The following is an 11933-nucleotide window of genomic DNA, read 5'->3' on the forward strand; positions in this document are numbered from 1 at the left end:
GTCTGGATTGCTTCGCTTTGCTCGCAATGTCGAAATCATAAGCATCGGAATGTCAGGCCTTGATCGGGGCGACGTCGATCCAGCGCCGCTCCTTCCAGCTCTTCAGCGCGCATTCGGCGAGCTGCACGCCTTTGGCGCCTTCGAGCAGCGTGAACTTGTAGGGCGCATCCTCGTAGACGAGGCGGATGAACATCTCCCACTGCTCCTTGAAGCCGTTATCGTAGGTGACGTTGTCGGGCATCTTCTGCCAGTCGCCGTAGAAATCGTGCAGCCGCTTCTCGTCGGGATTCCACACCGGCCGGGGCGTTGCCTGCCGCGCCTGGATCATGCAGTCGGTGAGCCCGGCGACGGCTGAGCCCAGCGTGCCGTCGACCTGGAAGGTGACGAGGTCGTCGCGATAGACCCGCGTCACCCAGGACATGTTGATGTGGGCGATGATGCCGCCCTCGAGCTGGAACGTCGCGTAAGCGGAATCATCCGCCGTCGCCTTGTACTTCTTGCCCTGCTCGTCGAAGCGTTCAGGAATATCGGTGTTGCCGATGCAGCTGACGCTCTGAACATTGCCGAAGAGGTTGTCGAGCACGTAACGCCAATGGCAGACCATATCGAGGATGATGCCGCCACCGTCCTCGCTGCGATAGTTCCAGGACGGCCGCTGCGCCTCCTGCCAGCCGCCTTCGAATACCCAATAGCCGAACTCGCCGCGCACCGACAGGATACGGCCGAAGAAGCCGGAGTCGCGCAGGAAGGCGATCTTCTTCAGGCCGGGCAGGAACAGCTTGTCCTGCACTGTGCCGTGCTTGACGCCCTTGGCGTTGGCGAGCTTCACGACCTCGACGGCTTCCTCGAAATTCGTCGCGATCGGCTTCTCGCAATAGACGTGCTTGCCGGCATTGATGGCCTGGGTCAGGAGGCCCGGCCGGGCCTGCGTAGTCGCGGCGTCGAAGAACATGGTGTCGTTCTTGTCGGCAAGCGCGGCATCGAGGTCGGTGGTCCAGCGCGTGATGTTGTAGCGCTTCGCAAGCGCCTCGACCTTCTCGGCGCTGCGGCCGACCAGGATAGGATCGGGCATGACGCGGTCGCCGTTCTTCAGGCGGACACCGCCCTGGTCGCGGATCGCGACGATCGAGCGGATCAGATGCTGGTTGAGCCCCATGCGGCCGGTGATGCCGTTCATGATGAGGCCGAGGCGTTGGGTGGTCATGCTAATTGCTCCCAGAGTGATCTTGGCTGTTCGAGCGGGCGCAGCGCCGACCAGTCCGGATGGATCGAGGTCGCAAAGCCCGTTGCGTGAAGCGATCCCGTCAGGAGATCGCCGTTGTGAATGGAGAGCCGGATGCCCTGCCCGGCATCGGCATAGAGATCGGGATGCGCGGCCGCGAAGGCTTGCGCTTCTGCGGCCGGCGTGTCGCCGAAGCCGTCGACATAGTGGTGGCCATTGCGTTCGGCATGGGTGACGCCGATGAAGGCGCCGAGCGCGAGATCCTGCTGCACGGCAAGGCCAGCCTGGCAGGTTAGATCTTCACTAGTCACGAAGAACCGCGCGCCGTCCGCGCTCCATTTCGCCGCGCGTGTCGCGTTGATGACGGACTTGTAGAGTCCCTTGCAGGATTTTGACGAAATGCCGCAATAGCCCAGCGCACGCGCGGCGGGGAAGGCATCGTAGGAATCGTCGGCCTCATCAATGATGAAGCCGTGCGAGGCCAGCGATCCCAGCGGCGATTGCCGCGTGATATCGCGCGGCATCGGCTGCTCGACATAGAGCAGGCGCGTGGCGATCGGGCGCAACGTGGCGTCATGATCGAGCCGATCCATCAGCGCCTGCAACGCAGCGAGATCCGCATACTGCTCGTTGGCGTCGAGCGTCACCTTATAGTCGCGCCCGAGCGTGTCGAGCTCCTTGCCGATCTGCGCGAGCCGCGCGGCATCGGTTGCGGGATCGCCCGACAGCTTGAGCTTGAAATAGCGAGCACCGGCGTTCTCGCGTGGATCGACAACACCGCCCTCACCTTCGATCGGATCATCAAGGCCAACGGTGTGCCTGACGGCAACACGCTCCAGCGGCACACGGCCGGAGAGAAACGTCCTGATGTCCCTCTCGCTCAGATCAGGAGACAGCCGCGCATCAATGCCGGTGATATTGCCGGCCATCCCGTCAAAGAAATTGGTCTCGGCCGCGCGCAGCAGCGCATCGAGAATCGCCTTGTCGATCTCGGCAGGACCATAAGCCGCAGCAAGCGCCGGAATGTTCTTCTTCGCACACGTCGCGATCTGCGCACCGACGCACGAGGCATGCAGATCGAACGCGGTCTGATACCCGGTGCGCGCCAGATAGAGCCCGCGCGCAATCTCGAGCGACCGTCGCAGCCCATCCACCGTCTGTGCCGGCGACAGCTCCGGCCGCTTGTCGAACCATTTCGGCACGAGCAGCTCGGCGCTGGCGCCGACCGCGCTCCCCCTGCCTTCGACCTCGATCTCGACCCGGACGAACAGCTGCGGTGTCGCGTTGATGGTGATGGCGCCAAAGCGGAACGGCCGCGCGAAATGCACGGGGCGTTCGAAGAAGGCGATGTCTCGCAGCTTCAGGCGCGGCGACATGGTGTTACAGCCTGACGACAGTGGTAAGCGAGATCTGACCACGGGCGCGGTGCACCTCTCCCGCTTGCGGGAGAGGTCGGCACGAAGTGCCGGGTGAGGGTTTTTCCCCCTTGGGGGGTTCTCGCGAGTGGAGACACCCTCTCCCCGACCCTTCCCCGCAGGCGGGGGAGGGAGCGTACCGTGCTTCCCGCGATCAATGAGAATCCCATGACTACCTAATCCAATGCACCCTGCGAGAAGAAATGCTTGCGGATGCGTTGCACGAGCTCGGTGAAGACGGGATCGGCCATCACGTCGAGCGAGCGCGGGCGCGGCAGCGGCACGTCATAGATCGCGGCAACCGCACCGGGCCGTTCGGTCATGACCAGCACGCGGTCGGCCAGGAACACGGCCTCCGGAATCGAGTGCGTGATCAGCAGCACCGTCTTCTTCGTTTCGCGCTGGATCCGCATCAATTCGACATTCATGCGCTCGCGCGTCAGCGCATCGAGCGCGCCGAACGGCTCGTCCATCAGCATGATCTTGGGATCGTGCACCAGCGCGCGGCAGATCGAGGCACGCTGCTGCATGCCGCCGGAGAGCTGCCAGGGCAGCTTCTTCTCGAAGCCTTTGAGGCCAACCAACTTCAAGAGCTCCTTGGCGCGGGCGAGGTATTTGTCCCGGGCAAGGCGCTTCATGTCGATCGGCAGCATCACATTGTTGAGGATGTTGCGCCAGGGCAAGAGCAGCGCGTTCTGGAACACGATGCCGACGTTGCCGTGCGGCGTCGTCACCTTCTCGCCCTCGACCAGGATCTCGCCCGTGGTCGGCGGCAGCAGGCCCGAGATCAGCTTGAGCAGCGTGGACTTGCCGCAACCGCTTGGTCCGACCACGACGAAGAACTCGCCGTCATTGATGTGGAAGTCGAGCGGCCGCAGCGACGGCACATCGCCGTCGCGCGTCCGGTAGGTCTTGGACACGCCGGACAAATTGATACCCGACGCATGGCCGGCCCGGTCGCTCACCAATCTCAGATGCGCGGCCGGCTGCGCGGCTTCGTTCATGACTGTCGCAGGTTTCACGAGCCACTCTTCGGCAGGTAATCGTTGGTGTAGAAGGCCTTGGGGTTCTCCTTGGCCTTGGCATCGAGACCACCATATTCGACCAGCAGATTGACGGTCTCGGTCATGTTCTGGTCGGTGACCTGGAACGGCCGCTTGCTCTTCGTTTCCGCAGTCCGGTAGAGCGGGATGGTCAGCTCAAAACCCTGAGTCAGCGTATCGATCTTGCCGCCCTTCGGATTGGCATCGAGGATCGATTGCGCCGCGGCCTTCGGCTCCTTCTCGGCGGCCTCGACCGCCTTGGTCGTCGCCGACATGAAGCGGCGGACGAGATCGGCATTGGCCTTCACATAGTCGGTGTTGGCGATGATGCCGGAGGAAACCATGTTGATGCCGTAGTCGGCGAACTTGATCGGATAGACATCCTTGCCGGTGGCGTCCTTGATCTTCATCGACTGGTCCATGACGTAGCCGAGCAGGAGATCAGCCTGGCCGTTGATGACGGCGTTGAGCTTGGTCTGGCCGTCGCCGGCAACGGTCTTGAAGTCGCTCTCTTTCAGGCCGGTCTTCTTCAGGAACAGCGGCCAGATCTGGGTCATGGAGTCGGCCGGCGTGATCGCCACCGTCTTGCCCTTGATGTCTTCGGGCTTTTTGATGTTCTTGTCAGCGAAGCCCATGGCGGACATCGGGCTGGTCTGCAGCAGCACGCCGGTCGCGACCACGGGCGCGCCCTTGATTGCCGCGCGCATCATGGTGGGGACATCGACATAGCCGAAGTCCGCGGTCTTGGCGGCGACGGCCTGCGTGGTTGCCGCGGAGCCGCGGCCTTCCTGGATCTCGAGGTCGATGCCCTCGGCCGCATAGATGCCCTTGGCCTTGCCGTAATAGAACGGCGCGTGCTCGCCATAGACGTACCAGTTCAGCATCAGCACGACCTTGTCGGCAGCCTGCGCCGGCGCAACTGCAAACGCCATCAGCGCCGCCGCAACAGCCCCAATCCACCGCTTCATCATCACTCTCCCTTGTCGTTATGTCTCGGCCGTTGGTGACCGTTGCTTGAATTAAGATGCGAAAATCACGTCCTCGCGCTGGCTCACATGCCAGGGAATGACCAGCTTCTCGATCCGGTCCACAATCCAGAACAGGACCACGCCGAGCAGCGCCAGGATCACCAGCGCCGCGAACATGGTCGGCAGGTCGAACGTGCCGATCGAGCGCTGCATGACGTAGCCGATGCCGGAATTGGAGCCGACGAACTCGCCGACGACGGCGCCGACCACGGCGAGCGTCACCGACACTTTGAGACCGGAGAAGATCGCCGGCAGCGCATGCGGCAGGTTCACCGCGCGGAACACCTGGAAGCGGCTGCCCTGCATCGCGCGGGCGAGATCGACCATGTCAGGATCGACTGATTTGAAGCCCTGCACGGCCGAGACCACCACGGGGAAGAAGCCGAGCAGGAAGGCCGAGATCACCTTGGGGATGATGCCGAAGCCGAACCACACCACGAACAGCGGCGCGATCGCGATCTTCGGCACGGATTGCGAGAACACCAGCAGCGGATAGACGTAGCTCTCCACCGTCTTCGAGCCCGCGATCAGCATCGCGACGGGAATGCCGAACAGCGCCGACAGCAGGAAGCCGCAGACGGTCGCATAGGTGGTCGGCCAGGACTGGCGCAGCAGCTCCGGCCACTCGGTCCGCAGCACGGCGACGACATCCAGCGGCGACGGGATCTGATAAGCGGGAATCCTGAACAGGCGGATCGAAAGATCCCAGGCGACGACGATGAAGACCAGGAACAAGAACGGCCGAACCCAGGCCGCATTCAGCATCTTGGACACCGCACTCTGCGGCTTTGGCTCGGCCAATTTTCACTCCCGGCATTTTCTTCGTTGCGGGGAGAAATTAACCCGTTGGATAAATACTGTCCAGAGCTTTCCCTGTGACGTTTTGCGCCGGGTTCCGCGGGAATGAGGGTCGAGATTCTTGCATCCGCGTCCCGGACGCGCTGCAGGGCCCTTGCGCTGCTGCGCCGAGCCGGGACCCAGGGGCAGCGCGCTCCGCGGAAGCATGGGCCCCGGCTCTGCAGCGCATCACTTACGTGCTGCGCAGCGTCCGGGGCACGGGAGTGCCCTCCCCCTCGGTGTCATTCCCCCACGAAGGCGGGAAATCCAGTACGCCGCGGCTTCTCGTATCCCACTGGCGTCTGGTGAATACGGGATCGCCCGATCAAGTCGGGCGATGACAGCGGAGAGTTTGGCTACACTGCCTGCACCACGCCCGTGCGAGTCTTCGGTGCCTTCGCGATCTCGAACAGTGCCACGGACTGCCCCGTCAGCGCCGCGAGCACGAGGCCGACCATATGGGCCAGCCGCTCATCCTTGGCCTTCTTGTCCAAGAGATCGCGGCCGAAGATCACGCTGAGCGTTGCCGAGTTCGAGAGATAGAAGAAGCTCAGCGCCGCGATCGAGATGTAGAGCTGCACGGGGTCGACCGCGACCTGGAAGTCGCCAGACTCGACGCCGCGGCGCACCACAGTGCGGATCATCTCGACGAAGGGCGAGTGCATCGATTTGACCTTGGTCGATTTCTTCAGGTGCTTTGCGCGGGCAAGGTTCTCGGTCTGGAGCAGCGACAGGAATTCGGGATTGCGCAGGAAGTAATTCCAGGTGAACTCGATCAGGCGCCTGATCGCCTCGGGCGGATCGAGGTGTTCGAGATCGAGCCCGCGCTCCTCGCTGCGGATCTTGTCATAGGCGCCCTCGAGCACGGCGAGATACAGCTCGTCCTTGTTGCCGACGTGATAGTACAGCATGCGCTTGTTGGCGCCGGCCTTGGCAGCGATGCGGTCGACGCGCGCGCCGGCAAGTCCATGGGCGGAAAACTCCTGCTTGGCGGCTTCGAGAATGCGCAGCCGCATCCCCTCGGGGTCGCGCTGCCATTTCAGGGGTCGCTTTGCCTTTGCCAAACCGGGTGCTCGCTGGTGATCGCCTAGCTCGCATTTATCATGCGCGCAGCCGGCCGCATAGGAGAGAGGCAGGCACCTGCTTCAACACCGTCATTGCGAGCGCAGCGAAGCAATCCAGACCGCCACCGCGGAAACGGTCTGGATTCGCTTCGTCGCAAGGGCTCCTCGCAATGACGGGGAGAAAGAGGGCCTACTCCACCGGCTTCGGCGAGCGCTCCAGCAGCACGGTCCGGATGCCGCAGGTGCCGTTCCTGACGGTCATGATCCGCGTGCCCGGCTTGCGGCCGTTGCGCACCTCGGAAACGTCGAGCCCGCTCGCGATCAGGCGGGCACGGGTGGCGTCGATGTCGGCGACGCGCCAGCTCAGGCCCCAGAGACGGTCATGCGCGGCATTGCCGCCCGCCACGGGACGGCGGACCACCTCGACGATGAGGTCGCCGCAGCGGAAGAACATCAGCTGGCCCCAGTCCTGGTGCGAACGGTCGAGCGCGAGATCGAGCCCGAGCCGCGCGCCGTAAAGCGCGGCGGCACGCTCGGAATCCTCGGTGGTGATGACGATGTGGTCAAGCGCGTCGATCGGCGCGATGTCGGTCTCGACCGACTTGGGACGCTCGTCGGCGAGCTCGAGGAAGAACATGCGCACGCCGCGCGTAAGCTCGGTGGCGGCGCGGGTACGCTTCCAGTGTAGCACGGCTTCGGTGACGGCATCGCTGCTCTCGACCTCCGCGACCGGGTCCGGCCGCAAGGCCACCCGCTCCAGCCGGCGGTGCATCTTGCGGATGTCCATGACACGAAAGCACAGGCTGGCGAGCACGCCCTCCTGGTCGTCGAGCAGTGCGCGCATGCGGTCGGCGGTGACGCTGAAGCCGCTCGGCGCCATCAGCTCGATGGTCATGTTGTCGAGGGTGAACAGCACCCGATCAGCGCCCTCGCCGGAATTCTGCCAGGCCGGCGCGCGGGCGAGCAGCGTCTGATACGCCGTCTTGGCCGCACCGATATCGCTCACGAGAACGACGATGTGATCGAGGCCGGCGATCATCCTGCACACTTTTGATCGACTTGGAACCCACAGACCGAAAGACGGCGTTTGCCCGGGCTTGGCATCGGCCCATGATGGTCGTATTCCCCCGTCATGCTGACCTCAAGCGCTTCGGGGCGGTTTTGCGAATAATTTCAGCGTCCCTCCGGAGCGGAACCGGTGTTAGAGTAATTCCGTCGGCCGGGACCACAAGCGCATCACGGACAAGCAATGCAGGCTCTCTTCATCGGACAGACTTATATCGACGTCGTCTTCATCACTGACCACATGCCGACGGGCGACGAGAAGCACGTGGCCTCGGATTACGCGGTCTCCTTCGGCGGCAACGCGGTGACGGCGGCATTCTGCTGCGCCAAGCTCGGCATCGTGCCGGATCTGATCGCCACGGCAGCCAATGACTGGCTGGGGCGCATGTTCCAGGACATGTGCGCGAAGTACGGCATCTCGCTGCATGGGCGCAAGGTCAACCAGTCCTCGCTCTCCTTCATCATGCCCAAGGACGGCAAGCGCGCCATCGTCCGCTGCCGCGATGACGCGCACATCCATCCGTTTCCGATGCTCAATCTCGGCGGCTGCCGCGCGCTGCATGTCGACGGCCACCAGCCGGATGCCGCAATCCACTACGCCAAGGTGTGCCGCGAAGCCGGCATCCTGACTTCGCTCGACGGCGGCGGCCTGCGCACCAACACACATGAACTGCTCGAATTCATCGACGTCGCGATCGTTGCCGAGCGATTGTGCGAGCAGATGGACCTGACGCCGGAGAAGATGCTCGACTACCTCAAGAGCCGCGGCTGCAAAATCGGCGGCGTCACCATGGGCGAGAAGGGCCTCTTCTGGTACGACGAAACAGGGACGGTGCAGGTGATGCCGGCGATGCCGATCCCGCGCGAGCGCGTGATCGACACCAACGGCGCCGGCGACGTGTTCCACGGCGCCTATGTCTATTCCTACCTCGCCCACCCCGGCAAAAGCTGGCGTGAGCATTTCGATTTCGCGCGCGCCGCCTCGACTTTCAAGATCCAGCGCCTCGGCAATGAGGCCGGCCTGCCGACGCTCGTCGACATCGCCAAAGTCAGGCACGAGTTCGAGGTCAGGGTCTAGCGGTCGGAAGGGTATGTCATGGGGCGCGTCTTCGTCGCAGGTAGCATCAACATGGATGTGGTGGCGACCGCCGATCGCCATCCCAGGGTCGGCGAGACGGTCGCCGGCCGCAAGGTGCTGTATTTTCCGGGCGGCAAGGGCGCCAACCAGGCGGTGGCGGCGTCACGGCTTGGCGCGGGGACCACGCTGATCGGACGGCTGGGGAAGGATTCATTTGGAGGCGAGCTGAAGTCCTTTCTCGGCGAGCAGGGCATCGACCTCGGCTATGTCGTGGAAACGGCGGAGGCGCACACCGGCACGGCCATCATCACCGTGGCGGAGACCGACAACACCATCGTCGTCATTCCCGGGGCGAACGGGCTGATCGGCGCTGGTGACGTCGAGGTCGTTCCGCTGCTGGCGGGCGACATCGCCGTCAGCCAGTTCGAGATTCCGCTGCCGGCCATCGCCGCGTTCTTCCGGCGCGCCCGTGCCGCCGGAGCCACGACGCTGCTCAACCCCGCACCGGCACAGGCAATGCCCCGCGAGCTACTCGCGCTCGTCGACATCCTCGTGCTGAACGAGACGGAGCTCGGTTTCCTTGCCAGCAGCGAGCTCTCCGAGAGCGACGAGGCCGCAAAGATCATTGCTGTGGCGCGGCAGCTTCAAGCGCGGGAGGACCAGACCATCTGCGTCACGCTCGGCAAGCGCGGCGTGCTCGCGCTCGCGGGGCACGAGGAGATTGCCGTGCAGGGGCGCGCGGTGAAGGCGCTCGACACCACGGGCGCCGGGGACTGTTTCGTCGGCGCACTCGCCGCGCAATTGGCCGACGATGTGCCCTTGCGCGCCGCCCTCGCCTTCGCCAACGCCGCCGCCTCCATCAGCGTGCAGCGCATGGGCGCGGGGCCGTCGATGCCGACGGCGAAGGAAGTGGCGGCTGTGTTGTAGCGCTAAGCGCTTATGCCAACGCGCCCTTCAGGTCAAAGCTCTCGTCCGCGGCCTGCTCCGGCGTGATGGTGCGGTCCATGGCCTGCAAGCGGCGGCCAAACATGTGATCGCCGGCGCGGTTGATCGATTCGATGCCGAGCAGCCTGTCCCCCTTGTAGCAGAAGGCCGAGAATGCCTTCTTTGCAGGGTCTCCGCGCAGCACAACCCGATCGTAGCCGGTCGTCAGCCCCGCGATCTGGAGCTTGTCGTCGCCCTGGTCGCTCCAGAACCAAGGATGGCTGTCATAAGGCTTCTTGTCACCGGTCAGCCGCGCGGCGAGGCAGCGGGCGTGATCGGTGGCGTTCTGCACCGATTCCAGCCGCAGCGAGCCGCCGAAGCGCGGGCTTGCGAACAGCGCGCAATCGCCGATCGCCGAGATATCGGGGTCGGCCGTCGCAAGATATTCGTCGACGATGATGCCGGCCGCGACCGGAAGCCCGGCCTCGGCCGCGAGTTCGATGTTCGGCAGCACACCGACGCCGACCACGACGAGGTCGGCCGGCAGATGCCGGCCGTCGCTTAAGGAGACGCCGGTGACCTTGCCGCCCTCGGCCTCAATCGAGGTGGCCTGCACGCCGAGATGGATGCGGATGCCGGCCTCGCGATGGCGGTCTTGAAAATACTCCGAGACCTCGGCCGTCACCGCGCGTGCCATCACGCGCGGAGCGAGCTCGAGCACGTCGACCTCCAGCCCCTTGATCCGAGCGGTGGCGGCGAATTCGAGGCCGATGAAGCCGGCGCCGATGATCACGGCGCGTTTCTTCGACGGCATGATCTGCCGCAGCGCCTCGCTGTCGTCGAGGATACGCAAATATTTCACGTCGGGCAGGTTGGCATTGGGCAGATCGAGCAGGCGGTTGCGCGCGCCGGTCGCCAGCACGAGGTGGCCGTAGGCCAGCGTCTCACCCGAGGCGAGATGCAGCTTGCGCCCCGTACGGTCGATCGAAACGGCGCGGCCGGCAATGAGCTCGATCTTCTGGTCCTGGTAAAACTTCTCCGGCCGGAACATCAAGCTCTCCGGCCCGGCCGAGCCCTTGATGTAGGCCTTGGACAAAGGCGGCCGCTGATAGGGCAGATGCGCCTCGTCGTTGATCAGGCAGATGCGCTGCGAAAAGCCCGCCTGGCGCAGGGATGCCGCGACCTGATAGCCGCCATGGCCGGCCCCGACGATGATCACTGGACCGTCTGTCATCGGACAGCCCATTTCCGGAAGACACGAGCGTGACCCATGCCGTCTCCTCTCTCGCTGATTTTGGCTTGCTGGCCTTACGAGGAGCCGGCGCTCGTGTCCGTCCCTTGGCGAAGGCAGGCTCATTTGAGCCTATCGGCCCGCCCGGCGCAAGGGCACCACGCGGGGATTGTCACCCCTCGCCTTCTGCGATTTAGTTGCAGCAACGAACCTCTTGCCGGGGATTTCAAGATGCCAGCTCCCATCTCAAAGCCCGATGATCCCGCCCTGCTGCGGATCGACGGCCCGATCGCAACCATCACGCTCAACCGGCCTGCCGCGTTCAACGCGATCAACCTTGCGATTGCGCAAAAGCTTGAGCAGCTCGCGGCCTACATCGAGGACGCGGACGACATCCGCGTCGTCGTCCTTGAAGGCGAAGGCCGCGCGTTCTGCGCCGGCGGCGATTTGCAGACGATCGGGGCTGCCGCCGAAGCCGGCACGGTGACGCCGGTGGTCGGCGAACTCTTGAAGCACTATCATGCCTTCATCGAGATCCTCCGGCGCATGCCGAAGATCTCGCTGTCGAGCGTGCACGGCTCGGCCGCCGGCGCCGGCATGGGGCTCGCCTTCGTCACCGACCTCTGCATCGCCGCTGATGATGCCAAGTTCACGCCGGCCTATGCCAAGATCGGGGTGTCGCCGGACGGCGGCTCCACGGTCGGCATCGTCGGCACGGTCGGATCGCGCCGGGCGCTGCAGATCTTTCTGTCCGAGGACAATTTTACCGCGCAGCAGGCCTATGAATGGGGCTTGGTCGCCAAGACCGTTCCCGCAACCGAGCTGAAGGCGGCCACGCGAAAGCTGGCCGAGCGTCTGGCGCAGAACCCGCCGGCGGCGATCGCCGGCACCAAGCAGCTGGTCTACCAGGCCGCCACCACGTCGGTGAAACAGCAGCTCGATGCCGAGGAGCACAAGATCATCATGGCGATGAACACGGAGGCGTTCCGCACCGCCGTGAAGAAGTTCACCAGCAAGGGGAAGTAG

Annotated in this window: 11 protein-coding genes; 3 read left to right on the plus strand and 8 right to left on the minus strand. The window is 64.3% G+C overall.

Annotation, left to right across the window (positions count from 1 at the left end):
- Positions 1–52: 52 nt before the first annotated feature.
- The 7 genes from P6U29_RS29225 to P6U29_RS29255 all read right to left on the minus strand — a co-directional run bounded on the left by P6U29_RS29225 (position 53) and on the right by P6U29_RS29255 (position 7648).
- Positions 53–1204 carry a Gfo/Idh/MocA family protein gene (locus tag P6U29_RS29225; RefSeq protein ID WP_407113828.1) on the minus strand — a complete coding sequence of 384 codons (1152 nt, stop codon included), beginning with the start codon at positions 1202–1204 and terminating at the stop codon, positions 53–55.
- Complete coding sequence (locus P6U29_RS29230; RefSeq protein ID WP_407113829.1) at positions 1201–2598, minus strand: hypothetical protein; 1398 nt, start codon at positions 2596–2598, stop codon at positions 1201–1203. The genes P6U29_RS29225 and P6U29_RS29230 overlap by 4 nt, the downstream gene beginning before the upstream one ends.
- 215 nt (positions 2599–2813) lie before the next feature.
- A complete protein-coding gene (locus tag P6U29_RS29235; RefSeq protein WP_407119444.1) occupies positions 2814–3641 on the minus strand; it encodes an ABC transporter ATP-binding protein in 828 nt (275 codons plus the stop codon).
- Positions 3642–3655: 14 nt separating this feature from the next.
- A complete protein-coding gene (locus P6U29_RS29240) occupies positions 3656–4648 on the minus strand; it encodes an ABC transporter substrate-binding protein (RefSeq protein WP_407113830.1) in 993 nt (330 codons plus the stop codon).
- A 51-nt stretch (positions 4649–4699) separates the two neighbouring features.
- On the minus strand, positions 4700–5509 hold the full coding sequence (locus tag P6U29_RS29245; RefSeq protein ID WP_407113831.1) for an ABC transporter permease: 810 nt from the start codon (positions 5507–5509) through the stop codon (positions 4700–4702).
- 392 nt (positions 5510–5901) lie between these two features.
- Positions 5902–6609, minus strand: a complete 708-nt coding sequence (locus P6U29_RS29250) for a TetR family transcriptional regulator (RefSeq protein ID WP_407113832.1) — start codon at positions 6607–6609, stop codon at positions 5902–5904.
- 190 nt (positions 6610–6799) lie between these two features.
- Positions 6800–7648 carry a VOC family protein gene (locus P6U29_RS29255; protein ID WP_407113833.1) on the minus strand — a complete coding sequence of 283 codons (849 nt, stop codon included), beginning with the start codon at positions 7646–7648 and terminating at the stop codon, positions 6800–6802.
- Between the two features lie 210 nt (positions 7649–7858).
- On the opposite strand from P6U29_RS29255, the gene P6U29_RS29260 reads away from it, so the two are divergent.
- Positions 7859–8752 (plus strand): sugar kinase, encoded by an 894-nt coding sequence (locus P6U29_RS29260; RefSeq protein ID WP_407113834.1) that lies wholly within the window; start codon positions 7859–7861, stop codon positions 8750–8752.
- Positions 8753–8770: 18 nt separating this feature from the next.
- Complete coding sequence (locus tag P6U29_RS29265; RefSeq protein WP_407113835.1) at positions 8771–9679, plus strand: ribokinase; 909 nt, start codon at positions 8771–8773, stop codon at positions 9677–9679.
- Between the two features lie 10 nt (positions 9680–9689).
- On the opposite strand, the gene P6U29_RS29270 is transcribed toward P6U29_RS29265, so the two are convergent.
- On the minus strand, positions 9690–10910 hold the full coding sequence (locus P6U29_RS29270; protein ID WP_407113836.1) for an NAD(P)/FAD-dependent oxidoreductase: 1221 nt from the start codon (positions 10908–10910) through the stop codon (positions 9690–9692).
- Positions 10911–11138: 228 nt separating this feature from the next.
- Here P6U29_RS29270 and P6U29_RS29275 point away from each other — a divergent pair, with 228 nt between their 5' ends.
- A complete protein-coding gene (locus P6U29_RS29275) occupies positions 11139–11933 on the plus strand; it encodes an enoyl-CoA hydratase/isomerase family protein (protein WP_407113837.1) in 795 nt (264 codons plus the stop codon).

Origin of the sequence: Bradyrhizobium sp. LMG 9283 (assembly GCF_045571415.1) — a bacterium.
GTDB lineage: Bacteria > Pseudomonadota > Alphaproteobacteria > Rhizobiales > Xanthobacteraceae > Bradyrhizobium.

What these genes read in the sequence shown, in the direction of transcription:
- P6U29_RS29225 (WP_407113828.1), bottom strand. Translation starts at nt 1,204, where the DNA reads ATGACCACCCAACGCCTCGGCCTCATCATGAACGGCATCACCGGCCGC.
- P6U29_RS29230 (WP_407113829.1), bottom strand. Translation starts at nt 2,598, where the DNA reads ATGTCGCCGCGCCTGAAGCTGCGAGACATCGCCTTCTTCGAACGCCCC.
- P6U29_RS29235 (WP_407119444.1), bottom strand. Translation starts at nt 3,641, where the DNA reads ATGAACGAAGCCGCGCAGCCGGCCGCGCATCTGAGATTGGTGAGCGAC.
- P6U29_RS29240 (WP_407113830.1), bottom strand. Translation starts at nt 4,648, where the DNA reads ATGAAGCGGTGGATTGGGGCTGTTGCGGCGGCGCTGATGGCGTTTGCA.
- P6U29_RS29255 (WP_407113833.1), bottom strand. Translation starts at nt 7,648, where the DNA reads ATGATCGCCGGCCTCGATCACATCGTCGTTCTCGTGAGCGATATCGGT.
- P6U29_RS29260 (WP_407113834.1), top strand. Translation starts at nt 7,859, where the DNA reads ATGCAGGCTCTCTTCATCGGACAGACTTATATCGACGTCGTCTTCATC.
- P6U29_RS29265 (WP_407113835.1), top strand. Translation starts at nt 8,771, where the DNA reads ATGGGGCGCGTCTTCGTCGCAGGTAGCATCAACATGGATGTGGTGGCG.
- P6U29_RS29270 (WP_407113836.1), bottom strand. Translation starts at nt 10,910, where the DNA reads ATGACAGACGGTCCAGTGATCATCGTCGGGGCCGGCCATGGCGGCTAT.
- P6U29_RS29275 (WP_407113837.1), top strand. Translation starts at nt 11,139, where the DNA reads ATGCCAGCTCCCATCTCAAAGCCCGATGATCCCGCCCTGCTGCGGATC.